Origin of the sequence: Paraburkholderia sp. LEh10, from assembly GCF_017814945.1 — a bacterium.
Classification (GTDB): Bacteria; Pseudomonadota; Gammaproteobacteria; order Burkholderiales; family Burkholderiaceae; genus Paraburkholderia.
The window spans coordinates 1-23,703 of record NZ_JAGIPX010000012.1; the positions used below are offsets into that span (position 1 = coordinate 1).

The window sequence follows — 23,703 nt, forward strand, 5'->3', positions numbered from 1 at the left end:
GCTGCCGACCGTGACCGTCAGGCCGCTCGTCCCGAGGCCCGTGCGCCTCTCCTGGTAGCTGCCGGACGACTGCATGGTGTCCTGTGACGTGGTGATGTTCACGTCATGCGCAGCACTGAGCCCGACATCGTTCGTGCCAACGATGGTGCTGCCCGCGACGTTGATATCCCTGCCGCTCGCGATCTGCACGGCGTCGGCGGACACCATGCTGCCCTGCGAAAGCGTCGTCGTGGTGTCACGCGCACTCTGCACTTCTTTTCCGCTTACGACATTGCTGTGGCTGTGCTGCTCCTGTCCATTCTCGACATGCGTTCCCGTCGCCGCGCCGATGTTGACGTTCCCCGCGGCCGCCAGCGTTGCCGTTCCCTTGTCGAGACTGATCGCGCTGCCGGTGACGTTAATATCCTTGCCGGATGCCACGGTCAGGGAATTGCCCGCATTGAGCGTCGTTGCCGTGAGCGTATCGTCGGACCTGTGCAGCGACTCCGAGTAGCTGCCGTGGTGATCGCTGCCCGAACTGTTGCTGTCGAGTGTCGAGGTCGCTTTGGCCGCCTGCAGCGTCACATTGCCCTTCGCCGCGACCGTGCCGCCACCGCCGAGATTGATATTCGCGCCCGTCGCCGTCAGGTCGCCGCCGACACCGATCTGCGATACGCCCCCGACGTTCACGGTACTGCCGGTCGTCTGGTTGAAGTTCGTATTCGACACACCGTTCGCGCGCTCGACGACCTTGTGCTCGCCCGTCTGCACCGGGCCGAGGGCGTAGTTACCACCCACGGCCACACCAAGGTTGCCGCCCACGTTCAGGTTGCCCGCATTCTGCTCGAAGTTGCCTCCCGTCACGATGGCTGCGTTACCCGCCACGTTCAGGTTTGCAATCGGCCCGAGCGTGGTCGTAGTGCGCGTCGCGCCCGTCGCGCTGACCTGGCCGACGGTCTTCACCGCCGTATTCAGAATCAGGTCGCCGCCTGCGTTCAGCGCGAGGCTGCCCGCGTTCACGGTCGCGGAGGTCAGGTCGGCGTTGCCCTTCGTCGTCAGCGACATCAGGCCGCCGCTTTGCAGCGTGCCGAATGCGTTGTTGATCTGGTTGGCCTGGATCGACAGCGTATTGCCTGCCTGCACCGTGCCGCTGTTGGTGAAGGTCTGTGCGTTCTTCAGGTCGATGTCGGTCGCCGCGATCAGTGGCCCGTTCATGTTCTGCTGGCTGGCCTTCGCGAGATAGACGACGGGCACGAGCACGGACTGACCGTCAACCACTTCGGTCTGCATGATGATCACGTTGCTGGTGAGCGCTGCGACCTGCTCAGGCGACAGGCTGATGCCGAGCGGCAGGTTCAGCGACTGCGCGAGCGAAGCGCCTGCTTCGAGCATCGACTGGTACATCGACTGGATATCGGTGTACGGGCCGAGTACCGCCTTGCCGGTGAGCGACGTCACCTGGTTGCGAACAAGCTGCTGCTCGTAGAAGCCGTCGCCGAGGCGCTTTTCCGTCGTCTGTGGATTCAGGCCAAGCTGTTGCAGGTAGTAGTCGCTCGAAATGAACGTCTTCTGGTTCGTGAAGGCTGGATTCGTTTCGATCAGCCAGGTGGCACCGGGCGCGGTTGCGGGACTGAACAGTCCGCCCTGGGGGACCGTCAGGTTTTGCAGGACGTTCTGCGCCGTCGCTCTCGCGATGGCCGGATCAATCACGCCCAAGCCCCCGCTGACGGAAGCCGCGCCGGACTTCGTGCCGCCCACGCTGCCACTGATCCCGCCGATATTCACCCCTGACAGCGCCTGGCCGGGCGCAAGACCGAGCGACGGGATACCCGCGTTGCCGGCCGTGTTGTCGATGCTGATGCCCGAGCCCGACAGCGTGCCGCCCGCGGCGAAGCTCGATTCGTAGGCTGGCAGCGCGTAATAGCGGATGTCGGCGGGCGCCGCCTGCGTGTAGCCGCCAGGCCGGGAACCGACAAACGGGGCGTCGCCGAACGGCAGCGTCCAGTCCGCAATGCTGCCGTCATAGTTGCGGTAGTGGTAATACCCCGAGTACGTGATCTGCACCTGGGGCGCGCTCTGGCCTCGCCAACTGTTCTGGTCGAGCGAGACGGGCGCGGCGATGTTGCCCGCGGCCGCCACCGCGCTCCAGTAGTTCTGGAATACGCCGACCGCCGACGCGTCCAGGTTGCCGCCCGCCATGATCTGCGCCTGCGGGCTGAGGCCGGCGATCAGGTTCGCCACCGCCGCGCCGGTGTAGGTCGTGTACTGGTAACCGCTGTTCCACTGTCCGCCGTGCGGCGGATCGGTCGGCATGCCGCCGATGACGCTGACATCGCCCCTGATCCAGCCGACAAAAGGATGATTGGCGGTACAGGCAGCCATGTCCGTCGAGGTACAGCCCGACAGACTGATGCCAAGACTGTCGATCAGCGCCGGGTCGACGGGCTGATTGAGGCCGGTCGTGGTCATCGTCGTGCGGGTGTTCGAGACCTGACCGGCGTGGAGTTCCATGTCGCCCGCCGACTCAATCAGACCCGACTGGTTGCGGATCAGGTTTGCGTTCGTGTAACTGCCGTCCGCATTCTTGCCGCGCGCCAGTACGACCTTGCCGAGACCGTAGATGGCAGTGGTCGCCTGCGTGTCGGTCGTCGTCGTGTCGTCCCGGTTCTCGATGTCCTGTGCAAGCAGTTCGAGCGTGCCGTTGCTGTCTGTCGCGCCAATCAGCGCGGTCGGCCCAACATTGGTGATCGTGCTGTTCGCGTTGAGTGACACGCTGCCGCCGACCATCGCACCCGTGTTCTCCAGCGTGTTCGAGTGCGTGGTGAGCATGCCGCCCGCCATCATCACGCCGCGGTTGGCGATATCGCTCGCGTTGATGCCGAGGTTGTTCGCGGCTTCCAGCGTCGCGCCGTTGCTGAATGTACCTGGCAGGGTAAAGGTCAGGTCATGGCCCGCGACGAACTGCAGATCGGGCGTAGGCGCGAAATCGCCCTGAACGCTGACCGCGACATCATTGGCCGCGCTGTATGCGCCGCCGCCCGTGAGCGCAGCCGCATCGACGGACAGGTTATGCGTCGCGCCGATCCGCCCGTCGGTATTCGTGATGGCGCCCGTCGTCGCGATCGCGACATCGCCATTCGAACCGGACAGGCTGCCGATCTGGCCGTTGCTGTTGTCGACGGTATCCGCCTGTACCGTCACGTTCGCGCCGCTGAGCTGACCGTTCTGCGTATTCACGAGCGACGACATATCGACGGACACGTTGCCGTTACCCGTCATGACGCCGCCCGTGTTCACGATCTGGCTGCCGCCGTAGATTGTCGTGTTGCCCGTGCCGAGGTTGCCCATCAGGCCGTTCGTATTATCGACAGACGCGGCCTGAATCGCGAGCGTGCTGGCGTCGCCCGCCGCACCCGTGCCGGACTGAATCTGTCCGTTCCTGTTCGTCAGCGTGCCGCCGCTCGCAAGCGCAAGCGACATGAGCGAGCGAACGGCTCCCTGCGTGTTGTCGACGTCGCCCGCGATGCTCGCCGTGATATTGCCCTGCGCGGCGAGCACGCCGTTCGCATTGTTCAAGCTGCCGGCCTGCGCGACGAGCTGCCCCGCCGTGATGACCTGACCGCCCGCGTTTGAAAAAGCGCCCGCGCCCGGTGCGATGGTCAGCGTGCCCGTACCGGCGTGGAGAATCTTGCCGTCGTCATTGTCGAGCGCACCCGGCGCGAGTGTGAAGTCCGTGCCGTTGGTTTGCAGCGTGCCGCCCGCCGAATTATCGAACGTGCCGCCGACGTTGAAGCCCATCGGCGACAGGCCGTATTGCGTAATCGTGCCGCCGTGGTTCAGCAGGTTCGTCGCGTTCAGGGCAAGCTGGTTCGCCTCGATGTCGCCGCCGCTGTTGTCGAGCGTGCTGCCTGTCGACACCGCAAGGTTCGGCGCAACAATCGAACCGCCGCTATTCGACAGCGATCCCGTTTGGACCGTCGCGTTCGTGCCTGCACCAATCTCGCCGCCGTTGTTGTTTAGCGTGCTGCTGGCAACGCTCAGGTCCGTATTCGAAAGCAGCTTGCCGTTTGCGTTGTCCAGCGCGCCGCCGACCGTCGCCGCGAGACCGTTCCGGCCGATGATCGAACCCGATGCGTTATTGAGCGTTCCACTCTGGATCGCGGCCTGTCCGTTGCTGACAATGCTGCCGCCGACGTTGGACACGGCACCCGTGCCGTTACCCTCGTTGATCGTCAGCTTGCCCTTGCCGGCGTGCGTAATCGTGCCGCCGTCGTTGTCGAGCGTGGCCGGTGCAAGTGCCAGGTCCGTGCTGTTGGTTTGCAACGTGCCGCCAGCCGAGTTGTCGAGCGTCCCCGTTACGTCCAGCGTCATTGCGCCGGTTCCCGTCTGCGTCATGGTGCCGGCGTGATTGACGAGATTCGTCGCGTGCAGCGTGAACTGGTTGGCGCTGGCCGTGCCGCCGCTGTTGTCGAACGTCGCTGCCGAGAGCGCGAACACGCCCGCCGCGCCCAACTGGCCTGCGTTCGTCAGCGTCGAGCCCGTCGAAAGCGTCATGTTCGCGTTGGTCGCGAACGTGCCGCTGTTGAACAGGGTCTGCGCGGCGCTGGCAATCAGGCTCTGGACGGCCGTGATGGAACCCGCGTTCGCGATCTGTGCGGCATGCAGGGTGAGGTTGCCGTTGCCCCCGATGCTGCCGCCCGCACCGTTGGTGAGCTGGCCGGTCGTCGACATGGTCACGCTGTCCGCGCCGAGCGATGCAATATGACCGCCCGTGTTGTCGAGCGAGCCGGACGCAACCGAAAGCGCGCCGTTCGCCTGCATCGTGCCGTTCTGGTTGTTCACGGCACCCGTGACGTTTTGGGTGAGCGCGCCCTCCGAAACCATCTGGCCGCCGCGGTTCGAGAGGGCGCCCGCCGTGATGGTCTGCGCGCCGCCCGAGGACATCGCGCCGTTGTCGTTGGTGAGCGTGCCGCTTGCGCGCGCGTCGAGCGTGCCGCCCGCCGTGGTTGTCGCGCCCGACAGATTGAGATCGCCGCCGTTCGCCGCGAGCGCGATAGCGCCGTTTGCTGACGTGATGCTGCCGGTGAGATTGACCGCTGCACCGCTGAGGGTCGCGTTGCTGCCCGCCACATTGCGGCCGGTCGCGGTGACCGCGCCGGATGCGTTCACGCTCAGGCCGCCGGACTGCGCCAGTGAGCCGTCGCCGTTCACGCCTGACGCGAGCGTGCCCGTGGAATTCACCGTGCCTGCGCTGACTGCCGTGTTCTGCTGCGCGGCAACCATGCCGCTGTTCGTGAGCGCGCCGGCCGTGCTCAGCCTGACGTTCTGCTGCGCGTAGGTCGTGCCGCTGTTATCGATGCCGTCTCGCGCGCTCGCCGTGATATTGCCGCTTGAGTTCGTCTGTCCGGCGAGCGTCAGCTTGCCCTGCGTGCTCAGAACCATGTCGCCCGCCTGGGCTGCCAGCACGCCTTTGGTCGATACCCCGACGCCGCTCTCCGTGCCAACCAGGAAGATGCGGTTTGCGTACATGCCGCCAAGATTGCTCACGTCGATGGAGACGCCGGGAGCGGGGCCATCGCCCGAAATGGGCGTGGCGTTGAGCGAGTCGTAGTCGACATTGTTCGCGCCCGTCACGACGTTGAGGTTCTTCGCGTAGATCGCAGCATTCGCCTGCACGGCTCTGGCCAGCAGATCAACCTGATCGACGTTCGACGCATTCAGCCCTGCGCCCTCAACCGTGATGGTCCCGCCCGGAATGTTGAAACCCGCCAGCGAGCCGTCTGCCCGGTAGTTCGGCGTGCCTGTGGCGAGCGTCGCGCGCGGCGTATTGATGAAGCCTGCGCCGTTCACGTACAGCCCGTTCGGATTCGCGATCACCACCTGCGCGCCCTGGCCCGCTACCTCGACATAGCCGCGCAACTGCGACGGCGAGGGGCTGTTGACCTGGTTGACGATCACGCGCGCGGCATCGTTCGGCCCGAAGTTCGGATTGCCGTTGATATAACCCGCGAGCTGCGTATTGACGATGGTCGGCGAGTTGTTGAGGATCGCGCCGTTCTTCTGGACATCGAACTGGTTGTAGGTGTTCACCGACACCCCAGCGCCCGCCGACGGTTTGTTGATGTTGACCTGCGGGATGCCATTCTGCGTGGTGTCGATGCCCGGTGCATGCGCGCCGCCCGGAACGATCTGTGCCAACGCCACGAATGGCGTAATTGCCAGCAGCACGGCGGGCGCGAGTCGGCGCAACGACAGGTGAATGATCTGCGCTCCCGATGGACGGCCCGATGCGCATGTTTCACCCGCCTTTCCCGCTGCCGTGGCGGTTTCCTCGACGGCAACCAGCATCTCTCTTGACCGGCTGAACACAAGCCGGAACTTATTCTTGTTCATTACTTAGCTTTACCAAGTATCAAAGGTTGGTAAGCCTAAACGAACGACATTCACAGTTCCATTGAAATTGTCAATGCATATGCAAACGCAACAGGGGGAGAGGAATAGGAAGTTTCTGATTGAAGTGGGCGAAAAAAAGCCCGCGGTAGCGGGCGATCAAAAAAGCTGTTGCCGTTTTGGTCGTTGGAAGAGCCAAACCTCATTACGCCGCTGAGGCAGGTGCGCGAAAAGCGAGTTCAGTATGGATGGCGCGTAGTCCGATGCGCTGTGAGAACGATTCCTGAATCGCTACTCCCGCCGCTTGACCTGGAGCATCGTGAATGTTTGGCCCAGACCAGTGTGATGCACGGCAAACCAAAGACTCAGGTCGTAGTGGCGCAACGGTTGGCGACTTGTCACCGTCGCAATCGCGCGCAGGCATGCGCGACGTTCGCTTCGCTGTCGTCGGCTGTCAGCAATGCCTCGCCCGGCTCAGGTCGCGCAACCTACCAGGCAGCGACCCCGACACAAGGTCGCGGGCAAATGAGGCATCATGTCGGCCAGCTCGACATCCGCGGGTGTGATGGTCACGGCGTGCAACGCTCGGCCCTCTGTTGCAGTTGCATGAATCACGACCTGCTGGTGTCGAATACTGGGGTAGCCAGTTCGGTTTTTGTCGCAAGCGCAAAACCAAACCTTAAGGATTCTTCACCTCTTCATCCTGCTCACGAAAAACCTTATCCGCAAGATGAAACGCCGAATTCGCCGCCGGCACGCCGCAGTAAATTGCCGTCTGTAGCAACACTTCCTTCACCTGATCTCGCGTCACGCCATTATTGCGCGCCGCGCGCAAATGCAACGCCAGTTCCTCGCTGCGGTTCAGCGCGACCATCATCGCGATCGTCAGCAGGCTGCGCGTATGGCGCGGCAACCCGTCGCGCGTCCAGATCTCGCCCCACGCGTAGCGTGTAATGAAGTTCTGGAACTCTTCCGTCACGTCCGTGCGGTTCGCCAGCGACCGGTCGACGTGCGCATCGCCCAGCACCGCGCGGCGCACGCCCATGCCTGCTTCGTAGCGTTGTTCGTCGTTCATCGCTGCCCCTTCAGGAAGTCGAGCACGGTCTTCGTGAACGTGTCCGCGACTTCGATGTTCGAAATGTGCGACGCGTTCAGTTCGACGTAGCGCGCGCCAGGAATCGCAGCGGCCAGCTCGCGCCCCTGCGCGGGCGTCGCGGCCAGGTCGTGCGTGCCGGAAATCACCAGCGCGGGCGCCTTGATGCCGGGCGCTTCAGGACGCAGGTCGGTGGCGTCGATGGCCTCGCAGTTCAACGCGTAGCCTTCCTTGTCCGTATGCACGAACACGTCGCGGATGAAGCTGAAAACGAGCGGCTCGCGGGCGATGAACTCAGCCGTGAACCAGCGCGGCAGCACGGCTTCCGACAACGCGAGCATTCCTTCGCCGCGGGCGCGTGCCGCGCGCGGCACCCACACTTCCGGCGAGCCGATACGCGCGGCCGTATTGCTCAACACGACGCGATCGATGCGGTCCGCGTGACGCGCCGCGAGTCCGATACCCGTCAGCCCGCCCATCGAAATGCCGCAGAAATTCGCTCGCGAAATCTTCAATGTGTCGAGCAGGCCGATGACATCGCCCGTCAGTTGCTCGATCGCGAACGGTCCCTTCGGCGCTTCCGAGTGGCCGTGGCCGCGCGTGTCGTAGCGCAGCACGCGGAAGTGCTTCGCGAATTCGGCGACTTGCGGCGTCCACATCGACAGGTCGGTGCCAAGCGAGTTGGACAGCACGAGCCACGGCGCGCTGCCGTGACGGTCGCCGTCGATCCGGTAATGAAGCTCGATGCCATTGACTGCGGCGTAAGGCATTCCTCTACTCCTGATGTTGTGTCACGCGTTCCTGCGCGCGGTATGAAGAGCCAGCACGGCGTCCACGAAAGCGTGCGCGCTGCCGACGTAATTGGCCGGATCGAGCAGGCGTTTGAGCTGCTCGACGGGCAGATGCTGGGTGACGGACGCATCGGCGGCCAGCACGTCGTAGAGCGTCTTGCCGCTCTTGACGGCCTCTTTCGATGCATGCTCGACGAGATGATGTGCATCCAGCCGGCCGATCTTGTCGCCGAGCGCAAGCATCACCGCTTCGCCGAGGATCAGGCCGTGCGTCACGTTCAGATTCGCGGCGAGACGCCCGACGTTCACTTCGAGGCCCTTCGCGATCTGCTCGATATTCGCGAGCGCGCCGCCCGCGAGGCGCGCGAGATCGGGCAGCGCGTCCCATTCGGCCTGCCAGCCGCCGAGCGCGCGCTCATGTTCCTGCACCATCCCCGCAAACACCGTCGCCACCAGCCCGGGCGCGCGCGTCGCCGCCGTCAGCACGGCCGCGCAGCCGACCGGGTTGCGCTTGTGCGGCATCGTCGACGAACCGCCTTTACCCGCCGCCACCGGCTCGCCGAGTTCGCCGAGTTCCGTTTGCATCTGTAGCGAGATGTCGCGCGCAATCTTGCCGAGCGTGCCGATCAGCATGGCGAAGAACGACGCCGCTTCGGCGATCCGGTCACGCTGCGTATGCCACGGCACGGCGGGCAATTGCAGATGCAGTTCGTCCGCCAACGACGCGGCGACGACGGTGCCCCTGTCACGCAAGCTCGCGAGCGTGCCCGCCGCGCCGCCGAATTGCAGCACCAGCACACGCTCGCGCAGCCTGTCGAGCCGCTCGCGATGACGCAGCAGCGCATCCAGCCATTGCGCGAACTTCAGGCCAAGCGTGATGGGCAGCGCCTGCTGCAGCCACGTGCGGCCGATCATCGGCGTCTCGCGATGCTGCTTTGCCAGCGCGGCGACCGTGTCGCTCGTGGACGACAGCGCGCCGTCGAGCAGATCGAACGTATCGCGCAGTTGCAGCACGGTCGCCGTATCGATGATGTCCTGGCTCGTCGCGCCCCAATGGACGAACTTCGACGCCTCGGCGTCGGCGTCCTTGACGCGCGCCGTCAGTTGCTTGACGAGGGGAATCGCGAGATTGCCGCCGAGCGCGGCGTCGCGTGCGAGGCCGTCGGCGTCGAGACGCTCGGCGCGGCAGGTCGCTTCGATCGCGGCGACGGCCGCTTGCGGAATCACGCCATGCGCCGCCGATGCTCGCGCCAGCGCCGCTTCGACATCGAGCATCCGCTGCAGCGTCGCGCGCGGCGACCAGATGTCATTCATCGGCTCCGTACCGCAGATGAGGCCTGTCAAACGGGCGCTGGCTTCTAGCATGTCGTGCTCGGTGCTCTGGGATGATTCGCGCGCGCAAACGCGCCGGATCTTCGTAAAAGGCGCGGGGCATTCGGCTTCATTGTCGCCTAACGCCGCGCCGGGGTCACGCGCGGCTTCACGCACGTCTGCCATGCATGAAGCCGGTTGTGCCGGATCGTGCCGGCCGTGTGCGCGTCAGGCCGCGCGAGCCTGCTGCGTGCCGTCGATCAGCGCGATGCCCGTCAGCTTCTCCAGCTCGGCGAAGTCGATATCCGAGAAGATCTCGCGCACGACGAGCCCGTCATTCGTCACGTCGATCATCGCGAGGTCCGTATAGATGCGGTCGACGCAGCCGACGCCCGTCACGGGATACGAGCACTCGGCGACGATCTTGCTTTCGCCCTGCTTGGTCAGGTGCTCCATCATCACGAAGACCTGCTTCGCGCCGATGGCGAGATCCATCGCGCCGCCGACAGCGGGAATCGCGTCGGGCGCGCCCGTGTGCCAGTTCGCAAGGTCGCCCTTCGCCGACACCTGAAACGCGCCGAGCACGCAGTAGTCGAGATGGCCGCCGCGCATCATCGCGAACGAATCCGAGTGATGGAAGAACGCGCCGCCCGTCAGCAGCGTCACGTGCTGCTTGCCGGCGTTGATCAGTTCGTCGTCTTCCTCGCCTTTCGCGGGCGCGGGGCCCATGCCCAGCAGGCCGTTTTCGCTGTGCAGGAAGATTTCCTTGTTCGCGTCGAGGTGGTTCGCCACCAGCGTCGGCACGCCGATGCCGAGGTTCACATAAGCGCCTTCAGGAATGTCCTGTGCGACGCGCTTCGCCATTTCATCGCGGGTCAGTCGTTTCATCTCAGGTTTCCTTCAGGCGGCTTGTTCAGGGCGCTGCGCGTCATGCGCGGCTTGCGGCACTTCGACGATGCGCTGCACGAAAATGCCCGGCGTGACGATCACTTCGGGGTCGAGCGCGCCGAGCGGCACCACTTCCGACACCTGCACGATCGCCGTCTTCGCCGCGCTCGCCATGATCGGGCCGAAGTTGCGCGCGGTCTTGCGATACACGAGGTTGCCCCAGCGGTCGCCCTTATATGCCTTGATCAGCGCGAAGTCCGCGTGCAGCGGCGCTTCCAGCACATAATGCTTGCCGTCGATCACGCGCGTTTCCTTGCCTTCGGCGAGCTTGGTGCCGTAGCCCGTCGGCGTGAAGAAGCCGCCGATGCCCGCGCCCGCCGCGCGGATGCGCTCGGCCAGATTGCCCTGCGGCACGAGTTCCAGTTCGATTTCACCCGCGCGATAGAGCGCGTCGAACACGTATGAATCCGTCTGACGCGGGAACGAGCAGATGATCTTGCGCACACGCTTCGCCTTGAGCAGCGCCGCGAGGCCGGTGTCGCCGTTGCCGGCGTTGTTGTTGACGATCGTGAGCTCTTTCGCGCCTTGCTCGATGAGCGCGTCGATCAGTTCGGAAGGCATCCCGGCCGTGCCGAAGCCGCCGATCATGACGGTCGCGCCGTCTTGCACGTCGGCGACTGCCGACTGTGACTCGAAAATCTTGTTGATCATGTCGAATTTCCTCTGGAACGCGTGGTTCCGCGCCGCACGGCCCGCCGAACAAACGACGGAATGCACGCCGGACGGTCTCCACGTCCGCTTTCGCCTTGCCTGGTCCCGCTGACGGCATGCAGACCTGCTGCAGGCCGCATGAGTTTGGCTCGCCTCCCACTCTGCGTCGGCACATCACAAAGTTCTATATGCGAACACAGTTTCGTTTAGCGAACGTACCGGAGAATTATGGTTTGCGGCGGCATCGCTTGTCAAGGCAACTGTTTCGTGGTTTGCCCTACGGCCATGGTTTGCCCTTGCGGCTCTACGCGGCGCCGGCGTCCCGGGCGGTCCCGGCACCGCCCGGCGCTTCACGCGCGCGCGGGCTCAGTCCCTGAACGGCAGCCCCACGTAATTCTCCGCCAGCATCCGTGAGGCCGCATTGGAACTCGCGACGTACCGGAGCTCGGACATCTTCAGGCGATTGACGAACGGCGTGTCGTCGAACGACGGATGCAGCATGTTCGTCATGAAGTACGAAAAATGCTCGGCGCGCCAAACCCGTTCCAGACAGGTCGACGAATACGCGTCGAGCAGATCGTCGCGGCCATCGTGATAGTGCGCGGCCAACGCCCTTGACAGCACGCGCACGTCGGCGACGGCCAGGTTCATCCCTTTCGCGCCCGTCGGCGGGACGATGTGCGCGGCGTCGCCGGCGAGAAAGAGCCGGCCGTGCTGCATCGGCTCACACACGAAGCTGCGCATCGGCGTCACGCCTTTTTGCGTGATCTCGCCGACAGCGGGCAGCCAGCCGTCATCGCTCTCGAAGCGCGCGTGCAGTTCGGCCCAGATGCGCTCGTCGGGCCATTGCGCGAGGTCTTCGTCGGGACGGCATTGCAGATACAGACGCGTCACTTCGGGCGAACGCATGCTGAACAGCGCAAAGCCGCGCTCGGAATGCGCGTACACGAGCTCGTCGCAGGTCGGCGCGGCGTTGGCAAGAATGCCGAGCCATGCGTACGGATAAACGCGCTCGAAGGCTTGCAGCGCGTGCTCGGGGATCGACCCGCGCGAGATGCCGTGAAAGCCGTCGCAGCCGGCGACGTAGTCACAGTCGATGCGCTCCTGCGCGCCATTGTGTGTGAAGCGGACCCACGGCTTATCCGTCGTCAGATCGTGCAGCGAGACATCGGCGACGTCGAAGTACAAAGGCTGACCGTGTTCGACTGCCGCGTCGATCATGTCGCACACCACTTCATGCTGGCCATAGACGGTGATCGCGCGACCCTCGGTCAGCGCCGTCAGATCGATGCGATGCCGCTTGCGCCCGAACAGCAGTTCGATGCCGTGATGCACAAGCCCTTCGCGCTGCATCCGCGTGCCGAGCCCGGCGGCGTTGAGCGTATCGACGGTGCCCTGCTCCAGCACGCCCGCACGAATCCGATGCTCGCAGTACTCGCGCGAACGGCTTTCGAGCACCACCGACCCGACGCCCGCCAGCCGCAACAGATGCGATAGCAGCAAACCGGCGGGGCCAGCGCCGACAATGGCCACCTGAGTGCGCATCGTACGTCTCCTAGGTTGTTATTCGACTATTCAAACGATTGTGTGCGCTTTCCCCACTATGCAACAGCGCAATTTTTAGGATAGGTTGTATACGCTTAATCGATACCGCGCGGCGTCCGTCACGTCCACGCGCCCAGGCATGGCCGAACTCGATCTCAACCTGATTCCCTACCTCGTCGCGCTGGAGGACATGCGCAACGTGAGTCGCGCCGCCGAACGTCTCGGCGTGAGCCAGCCGCGCGTGAGCACCGCGCTCGGGCGGCTGCGCGAGTACTTCAACGATCCGCTTTTCGTGCGCACGTCGCGCGGCATGGAGCCGACGCCGCGCGCCCTCGCGCTGATTCCCGCCGCACGCGAGGCGCTCGCGCGCATCGAGAAAGGCATGCTCGACTCGCAGGACTTCGATCCCGCGACATCGACGCATACCTTTTCGCTCGCGCTCTCCGATGTCGGCGAAATCGTGTTCTTGCCGCGTCTGTTGCAACTGTTCGCCGAGCGCGCGCCACATGCGAACCTGCGCTCGGTGTCGCTGCCTCCTGCGCATGTCGAACGCGGACTGGAATCGGGCGACATCGATCTTGCCGTCGGCTACTTCCCCGATCTGTCCGGCAACAACTTCTTTCAGCAGCGCCTCTTCACGCACCGCTTCATCTGCCTCATGCGCAGCGATCATCCCCTCGCGGGCGCGCCGCTCACGCTCGAACAGTTCATTAGCCTCGGACACGCCGTCGTGCGCGCCGAAGGGCGCAGCCAGGAAGTGCTCGAACAGTATCTGGAGAAAAAGCGTATCCGCCGACGCGCCGTGCTGGAGACGCCGCACTTCATGAGCCTGCCGTTCATCCTCGCGCGCACCGATCTGATCGCGACGGTACCGCACGCGATCGGCTTCGCGTACGTGTCGGAACATGCGTCGATCACGCTCGTCGAACCGCCGTTGCCGCTGCCGCGCTTCGACTTGCGCCAGCACTGGCACCGCAAGTTCCATAACGATCCGCGCGCGGGCTGGCTGCGCGGCGTCGTCGCCGAACTGTTCAATGACGCGAAGGACGAGTGGCCGAAGTAGCGTTTGCATCACGCCCGGCGCGCATATCCATATCGGACGTGGGGTTGGGAAACATGGAACAATGCCGCAACGCGCGAGCGTTTTACTGCAACTGGAGCGAAGGATGACTACGAACACAACAAATCCCAGCGACGCGCCCGGCCGCCCGTCCCGAGAGGACGCCGAAGAAGCCGTGCGCGTGCTGCTGCGCTGGGCCGGCGACGACCCACGGCGCGAAGGGCTGATCGACACGCCAGCGCGCGTCGTGCGAGCGTATGAAGAATTTTTCGTGGGCTACACGGTCGACCCGCGCGACATTCTCGTGCGCACGTTCTCCGAAGTGGACGGCTACGACGAAATGATCGTGCTGAAGGACATCCGCTTCGAAAGCTATTGCGAGCATCATATGGTGCCTATCATCGGGCGCGCGCATGTCGCGTATCTGCCCGAGCATCGCGTCGTGGGTATTTCGAAGCTCGCGCGGCTCGTCGACGCGTTTGCCAAGCGTCTGCAGATTCAGGAGAAGATGACCGTGCAGATCGCCGATACGCTCAACGAAGTATTGCAGCCGAAGGGGGTCGGCGTGATTCTTGAGGCGTCGCACCAGTGCATGTCGACGCGCGGTGTGCATAAGGCCGGGGTGGAGATGGTCACGTCGCGGATGCTGGGTACGTTTCGTACTGATCCGTCGACGCGACGGGAGTTTCTGTCGATTGTGAATAGTCCCACTTCGGTCAGTGTGGCCAATACCTAGGCCTTTCCCGCGACGCTTTGGGTGGTTCGCCTTTTTTCTTCTCTGCATCCGCGTTGCGCCTGTGCGGCGCGGGCGTTGCCCTTATGCAGGGCAGGCAAAAGAAAACCGCTCACACCGCCAGTTGCTCGTTATTGCCCACGGGCTCTCAGCGGCCCCGTCCTTCATACGGAAGCGTGCTTCTCACGATAGTTGCCAACGCGCGGGACTCAATGCCTGACCCGTTTCACGCGTCTCCATGTCGCGCACGCGTCGGCGTGCGGCTGTCGTCGTTGCGGTTGCGCTCACCCTCGCGGACCTTGCCCTGCGAGACGCTGCTGCCAGGCGGCACGCTATGCGTGAGCCATACGTTGCCGCCAATCACCGAGCCTCGGCCGATCGTCACGCGCCCTAGAATCGTCGCGCCCGCGTAGATCACAACGTCGTCTTCGACGATCGGGTGGCGCGCATTGCCCTTTACGAGCGTTCCGTCGTCGTCTGCGGCGAAGCTCTTTGCGCCGAGCGTGACGGCCTGGTAGACGCGCACCCGCTCGCCGATGATCGCCGTCTCGCCGATCACGACGCCCGTGCCGTGGTCGATGAAGAAGCTCGGACCGATTTGAGCACCGGGGTGAATGTCGATGCCCGTCGCTGAATGCGCGATCTCGTTGATGAAACGCGCGAGCAGCGGCACACCGAGCCGATGCAGCGCATGCGCGAGCCGGTGATGGGTCATCGCCCATACGCCCGGATAGCAGAGCAGAATCTCCGTGATGTGCTGCGCGGCGGGGTCGCCCGCATACGCGGCCTGGATGTCGCTGACCAGCATCGCGCGGATGCCCGGCAACTGCTTGCCGAACTCGCGCGCGACGTCGAACGCGCGCGCGCTCAAATCGGCGTCCGAAGTCTGCGCGTGTTCCGGCAGAAAGCGCAGCGCACGGCGAATCTGCTCGGCGAGCACGCGCAATGTGCTTTCGAGCGTATGGCCGACGTAATAGTCGACGCTTTCATCGGTCAAATCGGGCGCGCCGTAGTGCGTCGGAAAAAGCGCGGCGCGCAGGCCCGCAACGATGTCGATGACAGCATCGCGCGAAGGCAGTTCGCGAATACCGCGCGGATGGCGCGTGCGATGCAGTTCTTCACGCGACGCGCGTAGTTCGGCGACGATCTGCTCGAGGCCCCAGTTGTTGGACGAAACGTTTGACATGGCGAGGACGGCTGGCGCGGTCGGGGCGCGTTAAAGTGAATTGTCCCCAGAGATTACCGCGTTTCGCGATGCGCCGTGCAGCGCCTGTTCACGATGCGCGTGGATGCGGCACGCCGTGCCGTACTATCCACGGCATGCGCGCTGGCGAGTGAGACGGGCGCGTCAGACGGTCATACTGCTTGCATCGATCCAGCGTACGGCCCAGTCGCGAGCGTGCGCGATAGCAGCTGCTTCGTCAGTGAAGCGGAGATCGGTGGGGAAGAAGCGGTTGGCGACCAGTTCGCCATCGCTGGAGCGCGATACAACCACATACGGTTGCCAGGTACCATCGCTAGCGCGCGCCGGAGCGCAGTTCAGCAAATAGCCACGATGTGTGAATGCAGCGTCAACGTGCATGAGTGACCCGTCCCTGACTGCCTCATAGATGGTCCTTTTTTTTTGGCTCTTTTCGCGAGTGCCGTGCCGCTCGATACAGTGTTCGGCCTCTGCCGCTGTCGCGCTCCCGTCAGCGCGTTGCTGCACTCGCACCAGAATCATACTCTGTAGGAAATGAGCGTCTACGAAAAAAATTCATAAAAATTTGCCGTATGCGGGAAGCGCCGTCGCGCGTGGATCGCCAGGTGATCGGGCGCTCACGCGGAACGACTTTTGCTCCTATCCTATGGTTTATAGGAACGTGACAAGGAGGACGCCAAATGAGCCTCAACACTCGCAAAATACCTGCAACGCAGTCTGGATCGGGCGCCGCGCGCAGCGCCGAGATGCACAACGACCGCACGCACGACAGCACCGTGGATACCGACAGCAAGAACCATGAAGCCGCGCGCATTGCGGGCCAGGCGCCGATCGGCCCCGATGAGATCACGACGAGCAACGCATCGCTCGTCAACAGCGTGCCCGACAATCCCTATGCGGAGCTCGCGGGATTCGACAGCCGCGTTGGCGGAAACCATCTGCTGCTTGCGCTGGAGCCGGGCTATCGCGTGATCGACAAGGGCATGACGGTGCCGGAGCCCGTCGAGCGCTTCGACGACCGCTTCCACGAACCGCGTACGCACGCGGGGGATCATACGCGCGGGCGCATGCACTTCGCGCTCAATCATCAACGGCCGATGCGTATCATCGAACTCGAACGTGTGAAGTGAGCGGCCTGTCATGTGACGCGTCATCCGGCGGCGCGTCACGTTGCAGGGTTGGGGGGCACACGGCGCTCGCGGTATCAGGCGCCGTGGCGCCTCGCGTGCGTGTGCATTTCACGTTCGATGCCCGCGATTCGAAACTCCCGGTTTGATGACTTCATCGCAGGCGGACCTTTTTCCAGCTTGAAACGGCCCGCACAATCGCCGCATCTTTCCATTCAAGGAGCAGCAGATGAGCAGAATCGTCGTGATCGGCGCAACGGGCACGCTCGGCCAGGCTGTCGCCGCCGAATTGAAGGCACGTCATGAAGTGATCGAGGTCGGTGCGACGCGCGCCGCACATCGCGTCGACAGCACGGACCCGGCGAGCATCGAGCGGCTGTTTCAGGAAATCGGCAAGGTCGATGGCGTCGTGACGGCCACGGGCAAGGTCCATTTCGGACCGCTGCCTGAAATGACGATCGAGCAGTTCTGGGTCGGTCTGCGCGACAAGCTGATGGGGCAGATCAACGTCGTGCTCACCGCGCAGAAGTACGTGAACGACGGCGGCTCGTTCACACTGACGAGCGGCATTCTCGCCGACGAGCCGATCAGCCAGGGCGTCAGCGCGACGACCGTGAACCTCGCGCTCGAAGGCTTCGTCCGCGGCGCGGCGATCGAACTGCCGCGCGGCATCCGCATCAATCTCGTGAGTCCGACTGTGCTGACGGAATCGATGGAAAGCTACGCGCCGTTCTTCCGCGGCTTCGAACCCGTCGATGCGAAGAAGGCTGCGCAGGCTTATTTGCGTAGCGTCGAAGGCGCGCAAACCGGGCGGGTTTATCGCGTCGGCTATTAGAAGACCGCGTTGGGTTTATCGACTGGCGAGCGCGCATCCTGTGCGCTCGCCGCGCAACGGCACACTGGCGCTCAGTGAATCTCCGGCTCGCCCGCCTCGGCGCTCGCGCCGCCGCGTTGCAGGAAATCGAAGTCGCAGCCCTTGTCGGCCTGCAGCACATGCACCTGATGCATCGCGCCGTAGCCGCGTGAAAAGCGCGGCGCGGGCGCGACCCATTCGGCCTTGCGCCGCGCAAGCTCTTCATCCGATACCAGCACGTTGAGCTTCCTCTGCGGCACGTCGAGCTCGATCATGTCGCCGTCGCGCACCAGCGCAAACGGCCCGCCGATGAACGATTCCGGCGCGACGTGCAGCACGCACGCGCCGTAGCTCGTGCCGCTCATGCGCGCATCGGAGATGCGCAGCATGTCGCGCACGCCCTTTTGCAGCAGCTTCTTCGGAATCGGCAGCTGGCCCCACTCGGGCATGCCCGGCGCGCCCACGGGCCCCGCGTGCTGCAGCACGATCACGCAGGTCTCGTCGATGTCGAGCGCGTCGTCGTCGATGCGCGCGGCCATGTCGTTGTAGTCGCTGAACACCACCGCGCGGCCCGTGTGCACGAGCAGATGCGGTTCCGCCGCGCCCGGCTTGATCACCGCGCCATCGGGCGCGATGTTGCCGCGCAGGACGGCGAGGCCGTTGTCCGGCATCAGCGGATTGCCGCGGCGGCGGATCACGTCGTCGTTGAAGATCTGCGCGCCTTCGAGGTTTTCGCCGAGCGTCCGGCCGTTCACCGTCAACTGCGAACGGTCGATCAGGTCGCCCAGTTCCACGAGCATCGCCTGCAGGCCGCCCGCGTAGTAGAAGTCTTCCATCAGGTACGCGCCCGTCGGCCGGATGTTCGCGAGCACCGGCGTGTGGCGCGAGAGGCTGTCGTAGCGGTCGAGCGTCAGCTCGATGCCCGCGCGGCGCGCGAGCGCGATCATGTGCACGATCGCGTTCGTCGAACCCGACAGCGCGAGACACGTGGTCACCGCATTGTCGATCGACCTGTCGGTGAGGATGTCCGAGGGCTTCAGATCTTCCCACACCATCTCGACGATGCGCATCCCCGTTTTCGCCGACATCTGCGCGTGACGCGAGTCCGGCGCGGGAATCGATGCGAAGCCCGGCAGCGTGAAGCCGAGTGCTTCGGCGGCGCTCGTCATCGTCGAGGCCGTGCCCATCGTCATGCAATGCCCCGGCGAACGCGCGATGCCGCCCTCGACGCCGTGCCAGTCCTCTTCCGTGATCTTGCCCGCGCGCAGGTCGGCCCAGTACTTCCAGGTGTCGGAGCCCGAGCCGAGCGTCGCGCCGTTCCAGTTGCCGCGCAGCATCGGACCGGCGGGCAGGAAGATCGCCGGCAGGTCCATGCTGATCGCGCCCATCAGCAGCGCGGGCGTGGTCTTGTCGCAGCCGCCCATCAGCACGACGCCATCGGCGGGATACGAGCGCAGCGTCTCTTCCGCTTCCATCGCGAGGAAGTTGCGGTAGAGCATCGTCGTCGGCTTCTGGAACGGCTCCGACAGCGTCTGCACGGGCAGCTCAATGGGAAAGCCGCCCGCCTGCCAGATGCCGCGCTTGACCTCTTCCACACGCTGTTTGAAGTGCGTGTGGCACGGGTTCATTTCGCTCCACGTGTTAAGGATCGCGATCACCGGCTTGCCCGCGTATTCCTCGCGGCTGTAGCCCATTTGCGCCGTGCGCGAGCGATGCCCGAACGAGCGCAGATCGTTCACGCCGTACCAGCGGTGGCTGCGTAGTTCTTCAGGGGTCTTGCGTTTTTTCGTCGACTGGTTTGACACGACGCGCTCCTATCGGCGCTGCTCCTTCACGCGCGACACGATCTGCGTCGGGCTCACGAACTGCAGCGCAATCAATACCCAGATGAGCGTGATCGCCATATAGATCATCGCCATTGCGTCGATCGATTGCGGCGCGCGCACGCCCGTTGAAAATACAGCGTAGTACAACGCGACGACGAGCGTTTGCGTCGCAGGCCCCGCCGTGAAGAACGTCAGTTCGAACATGCCGATCGTGCGGACCAGCACGAGCAGACCGGCGGCGAGCATGCCCGGCACCAGCAGCGGCAGCAGCACGGAACGGAAATAGCGAAACGTGTTTGCGCCGAAGATGCGCGCCGCCGATTCCAGATTCGGATCGATCTGCTCGATGAAGGGCGTCATCACGAGAATGACGAACGGCAGCGCGGGCACGAGGTTCGCGAGTATCACGCCGGAAAGCGTCCCCGCGAGCCCGATCTTGTACATCACGGTCGCCATCGGAATGCCGTAGGTGACGGGCGGCACCATCAACGGCAACAGGAACACGAGCATTGCGAAACGCTTGCCGCGAAACTGCACGCGCGCAAGCGCGTATGCGGCAGGCACGCCGAGCAGAATGGACAGCAACACGACCGCGCCGACCACTTCGACCGTCACCCACAACACAGCGGCCAACTGAAAATCGCTCCACGCCTGCGCATACCAGTGCAGCGTGAAACCCTGCGGCAGCAGCGTACCGAACCAGCGCGTCGCAATCGAGTTGACTGCGACCGTTGCGATCAGCAACACGATGTTCAGCAGGAAGAAAATCATTGCGCCCCAGACGAGCGCCCTGTACACGCGGTCGCGCAGACTGACATGCGGTTTCATCGCTTTCACCGTTTGCCCGTGCGGCGCAGCAGGCCACGGATGCGCGACGTGATGATCGGTTGCCATCAGCCCTTACCTCCCGTCGCCGGTCCACTGTAGAAGAAGCGGCGCGCGCCGAGCATCGCGGCGACGATCACCAGCTGCACGAATCCCATCACGATCGCAATCGCCGAAGCCAGCGAGTAATCGTAGTTCTCGAATGCGGCCTCGGCTGCGGCAATCGACATCACGCGAGTCGGGCCCGCCGGCGCGCCGAGCAGCACAGCCGATGGAAACACCGAAAACGCCTGCACGAACGACAGACACGCGGCCATCGTCAGCCCTGGCACCAGCAGCGGCAAATAGATCTGACGGAACTGCTGCCACGGGTTTGCGCCGAGCGTCGCGGCGGCGCTCGCGAGCGTCGGATCGATGCCCGTCACGTACGAGAGCGTGAGCAGGAACGCAAACGGAAAGCCCGACACGACGAGCGAGATCAGCACGCCCCAGAAGTTGTGCGTGAGGCGCACTTCGTCGGTATAGAGATGCAGGCCTTGCAGCGCTTGCGGAAACCAGCCGTTCGGGCCGAAATACGTCAGCATGCCGTCGGCGATCAGCACCGTGCCGAGCGTGACGGGAATCACGAGCAGCGTCGTCACGAACTTCTGATACGGCGATGGACGGCGCAGCGCGAACGCGACGGGCACCGACACGCCGACGTTGATCAAAGTAGCGGGCACGGCAAGCTTCAGCGTGACGAGGATGGTCGGCCACATCGACGTGTCGCTGAAGAACTTCGCGTAGTTCGCCCACATGCCGCCGCCTTCCATCGGTGTGAAGGACAGCGCGAGCCCGTAGATGAACGGATAGACGAACAGCGCGACGATGAACAGCAACGCGGGCGAGACGAGCCACGCCTTGCCGTCGCGCGGCGCGGTGGCCGCTGCGGGCGTTAGCGTGCTCATGCGGGCTCCCCGTCGTACACCAGCGTGCGCGACGGCGGCACACGCAACGTGACGCGCTCGCCCTCGGCGAATTCGCCCGCGACGCGTGCCCACAATTCGCCGAATGCGCTCGTCACGCGAATCAGCGAATCGCGGCCGCCGTATTCGACGGCCGTCACCTGCGCATCGAACGCGTTCTCCGCGCCCGGCGCGGCGCGCTCCATGTCTTCCGGACGCAGCGCGACGGACACGCGCTTGCTGTTGAAGCCGTCCATTGCCATGCCGATGAGCCGCACGCCATTCGACTCGACGGCGACGCCTTCGCCCTGCGTGCCCTCGAGCGTGAACGGCAGTACGTTGCGATAGCCCATGAAGCGCGCGACATGCAGATTCTTCGGCCGGCCGTAGACTTCCTTCGGCGTCGCGACCTGCTGCACGACGCCCTCTTTCATCACGACGATGCGATCGGCCATCGACAGCGCTTCGTCCTGATCGTGCGTCACGTAGATCGTCGCGCGATCGAGCTGCGTGTGGATACGGCGAATTTCCGCGCGCATTTCGATGCGCAGCTTCGTGTCGAGATTCGACAGCGGCTCGTCCATCAGAATGAGCGGCGGCTCGATCACGATTGCGCGCGCAATCGCGACGCGCTGCTGTTGTCCACCTGACAACTGGCCCGGCAGCTTCTTTTCATGGCCGACCAGTTGCACCAGTTGCAACGCCTCTCGTGCGCGCTTCACCGTTTCAGCCTTCGCGACGCCGCGCATCTTCAGGCCGAAGCCGACGTTGTCGAGCACCGACATATGCGGAAACAGCGCGTAGTTCTGGAACACCATGCCGAAGCCACGCTTTTCGGGCGGCAGCACATCGATACGTTTGTCGTCGAGCCAGATGCCGCCCCCCGACAGCGGCTGCAAGCCCGCAATGCAGTTGAGCGCCGTCGACTTGCCGCAGCCCGACGGCCCCAGCAATGCGATGAACTCGCCGCGGCGGATATTCAGATCGAGTCCTTGCAACGCCGCCACCGATTGGCCTTCGGCATTGACGAAACTGCGGCTGACCGATTCGAGGCGCAACTGCTCAAATTGATGCTTCATGGTCGCTTCCTACGCTGTTGCATGGCTGCGCCGCCGTGCGGCCTGCCGCCACAATCGCCGATGCGCGCCGTGCGTGACAGGCACCATAGCGCGGCACCGGCTGTTCCGCTTTACGCGGTGACGGGTGCGTTGATATTTATTTGGTCTTTTGCGCGCCCACTTCGCGGTCCCACTTCTGGAACGCGGCCACCATCGCGGCGGCGTTCAGCGGCTGCACATGCGGACGGTCGGCCAACAGCTTCGCGTATTCCGGACGACCGAACTTCTTCAGCACTTCCTGGCTGTGCTCCGGTGCCTGTGCTTCCGTCACGCCCTTGATGGCCGGGCCTGGGTAGAAGTAGCCGTCGTCATAGGTCAGCGCCTGCTGCGCCGGCTCCAGCATGAAGTTCATCAACTTGTAGAGCACGTCGAGCTTTTCCTTCGGCACGCCTTTCGGGATCACCATGAAGTGCGCGTCGTTGACCCATGTCATGTTGTCGAACGCCTGCACCTTGAACTCGGCCGGCACGATGCCGAGCGCACGCGGGTTGATGTCCCAGCCCGTCACCGTGACGGTCATGTCACGCGTGCCTTCGCCCAGCTCCTTCATCACCGCCGACGTGCCGCCCGGATAGTAAGGAATGCAGTCGTTCAGCTGCTTGAGGAACGCCCAGGTCTTGTCCCAGCCGTTGACAGGGTCTTTCGGATCTTTATCGCCGAGCACATACGGCAGCCCCATCAGGAACGTGCGGCCCGGACCCGAGTTGGCGGGGCGCGCGTAGATCAGCTTGTTCGGATGCGCCTTGCACCACTGCAGCAGTTGATCGGGCGTCTTCGGCGGATCGCTGACCTTGGCCGGGTTGAATTCGATCAGCGGGCCAGCCGGCATATACGCGACTTCGAGTCCGAAGCCTTGCGCGAGGTCCTGCATCTTGCGCGGACCAGGCGCGTATTTGTCGAGCACGCCGGAGAACACTACGTTGTTGTCCGGCAGCAGCTTGGCCCACAGGTTCTGCTCGATACCGGCGGCGAGCGCGTCGGTGCCCGTCAGCACGAGGTCGATATCCGAACGGCCGGCCGCCTGCATCGCCTTGATCTTGCCGGGCAACTGCGGCGCGGGGGCGTTCGTGTACGTGATGTTGGAAACGAGATTCGGGTACTTGGCCTTGAAGGCCTCAAAGCCCTTTTGAGTCAGTTGAAGGTCGCCCGCGACGTCGACGATATTGAGCGTGACGGGATCGGCTGCTCGCGCCGTCTGCGTGAAACCTGCGACCGCGGCACCGACGGCCACGCACAATGCCGCCACATTCACTGACAACTTGCCAGAAAAAGCCATTTCGTCTCCTCGCCTCTTGGTATGGAGCGTCT

The 23,703-nt window shown here is 64.2% G+C and carries 18 protein-coding genes; 4 read left to right on the top strand and 14 right to left on the bottom strand.

All coding sequences use genetic code 11. The annotated features are described in order from the left end of the window. The 7 genes from J8I87_RS12375 to J8I87_RS12405 all read right to left on the bottom strand — a co-directional run. Positions 1–6,372: filamentous hemagglutinin N-terminal domain-containing protein (locus J8I87_RS12375; RefSeq protein ID WP_209931749.1), on the bottom strand; the 6,372-nt coding region annotated here is incomplete at its 3' end. Between the two features lie 676 nt (positions 6,373–7,048). Then, entirely contained in the window at positions 7,049–7,444 is a 396-nt protein-coding gene (gene pcaC / locus J8I87_RS12380; RefSeq protein ID WP_209931750.1) for a 4-carboxymuconolactone decarboxylase, read from the bottom strand. Further along, on the bottom strand, positions 7,441–8,232 hold the full coding sequence (gene pcaD / locus J8I87_RS12385) for a 3-oxoadipate enol-lactonase (RefSeq protein WP_209931751.1): 792 nt from the start codon (positions 8,230–8,232) through the stop codon (positions 7,441–7,443). Before pcaD ends, pcaC begins: the two co-directional genes overlap by 4 nt. Before the next feature lie 21 nt (positions 8,233–8,253). Continuing rightward, on the bottom strand, positions 8,254–9,618 hold the full coding sequence (locus J8I87_RS12390) for a 3-carboxy-cis,cis-muconate cycloisomerase (protein WP_209931752.1): 1,365 nt from the start codon (positions 9,616–9,618) through the stop codon (positions 8,254–8,256). A 174-nt stretch (positions 9,619–9,792) separates the two neighbouring features. Further along, positions 9,793–10,452 carry a 3-oxoacid CoA-transferase subunit B gene (locus J8I87_RS12395; RefSeq protein ID WP_209931753.1) on the bottom strand — a complete coding sequence of 220 codons (660 nt, stop codon included), beginning with the start codon at positions 10,450–10,452 and terminating at the stop codon, positions 9,793–9,795. A gap of 12 nt (positions 10,453–10,464) precedes the next feature. Further along, entirely contained in the window at positions 10,465–11,163 is a 699-nt protein-coding gene (locus tag J8I87_RS12400; RefSeq protein WP_209931754.1) for a 3-oxoacid CoA-transferase subunit A, read from the bottom strand. Positions 11,164–11,529: 366 nt separating this feature from the next. Then, positions 11,530–12,708 carry a 4-hydroxybenzoate 3-monooxygenase gene (locus tag J8I87_RS12405; RefSeq protein ID WP_209931755.1) on the bottom strand — a complete coding sequence of 393 codons (1,179 nt, stop codon included), beginning with the start codon at positions 12,706–12,708 and terminating at the stop codon, positions 11,530–11,532. Positions 12,709–12,847: 139 nt separating this feature from the next. Here J8I87_RS12405 and J8I87_RS12410 point away from each other — a divergent pair, with 139 nt between their 5' ends. Continuing rightward, on the top strand, positions 12,848–13,771 hold the full coding sequence (locus tag J8I87_RS12410) for a LysR family transcriptional regulator (RefSeq protein ID WP_209931756.1): 924 nt from the start codon (positions 12,848–12,850) through the stop codon (positions 13,769–13,771). 103 nt (positions 13,772–13,874) lie between these two features. After that, the gene (folE, locus tag J8I87_RS12415) at positions 13,875–14,504 is read left to right on the top strand and encodes a GTP cyclohydrolase I FolE (RefSeq protein WP_209931757.1); all 630 of its coding nucleotides are present in this window, start codon (positions 13,875–13,877) and stop codon (positions 14,502–14,504) included. Positions 14,505–14,727: 223 nt separating this feature from the next. Here the strand turns inward: folE and epsC are convergent, their stop codons facing one another. Both epsC and J8I87_RS12425 read right to left on the bottom strand, forming a co-directional pair. Then, positions 14,728–15,687: a serine O-acetyltransferase EpsC gene (gene epsC, locus J8I87_RS12420; RefSeq protein WP_209931758.1), complete on the bottom strand. Its 960-nt coding sequence runs from the start codon at positions 15,685–15,687 to the stop codon at positions 14,728–14,730. Positions 15,688–15,849: 162 nt separating this feature from the next. Further along, entirely contained in the window at positions 15,850–16,083 is a 234-nt protein-coding gene (locus J8I87_RS12425) for a hypothetical protein (RefSeq protein ID WP_209931759.1), read from the bottom strand. Between the two features lie 299 nt (positions 16,084–16,382). On the opposite strand from J8I87_RS12425, the gene J8I87_RS12430 reads away from it, so the two are divergent. Both J8I87_RS12430 and J8I87_RS12435 read left to right on the top strand, forming a co-directional pair. Further along, positions 16,383–16,832 carry a DUF3005 domain-containing protein gene (locus J8I87_RS12430; RefSeq protein WP_209931760.1) on the top strand — a complete coding sequence of 150 codons (450 nt, stop codon included), beginning with the start codon at positions 16,383–16,385 and terminating at the stop codon, positions 16,830–16,832. Positions 16,833–17,058: 226 nt separating this feature from the next. Further along, positions 17,059–17,664, top strand: coding sequence for a short chain dehydrogenase (locus J8I87_RS12435; protein WP_209931761.1), 606 nt, complete (start codon positions 17,059–17,061; stop codon positions 17,662–17,664). Between the two features lie 71 nt (positions 17,665–17,735). On the opposite strand, the gene araD is transcribed toward J8I87_RS12435, so the two are convergent. From araD to J8I87_RS12460, 5 genes are all read right to left on the bottom strand, one after another. Next, positions 17,736–19,487 (bottom strand): L-arabinonate dehydratase, encoded by a 1,752-nt coding sequence (gene araD, locus J8I87_RS12440; RefSeq protein WP_209931762.1) that lies wholly within the window; start codon positions 19,485–19,487, stop codon positions 17,736–17,738. 9 nt (positions 19,488–19,496) lie between these two features. After that, positions 19,497–20,402: an ABC transporter permease gene (locus tag J8I87_RS12445; RefSeq protein WP_209931763.1), complete on the bottom strand. Its 906-nt coding sequence runs from the start codon at positions 20,400–20,402 to the stop codon at positions 19,497–19,499. Further along, entirely contained in the window at positions 20,402–21,280 is an 879-nt protein-coding gene (locus J8I87_RS12450; RefSeq protein ID WP_209931764.1) for an ABC transporter permease, read from the bottom strand. Before J8I87_RS12450 ends, J8I87_RS12445 begins: the two co-directional genes overlap by 1 nt. Next, a complete protein-coding gene (locus J8I87_RS12455) occupies positions 21,277–22,356 on the bottom strand; it encodes an ABC transporter ATP-binding protein (RefSeq protein WP_209931765.1) in 1,080 nt (359 codons plus the stop codon). The genes J8I87_RS12450 and J8I87_RS12455 overlap by 4 nt, the downstream gene beginning before the upstream one ends. 136 nt (positions 22,357–22,492) lie before the next feature. After that, a complete protein-coding gene (locus J8I87_RS12460; RefSeq protein ID WP_209931766.1) occupies positions 22,493–23,671 on the bottom strand; it encodes an extracellular solute-binding protein in 1,179 nt (392 codons plus the stop codon). Positions 23,672–23,703: the final 32 nt, after the last annotated feature.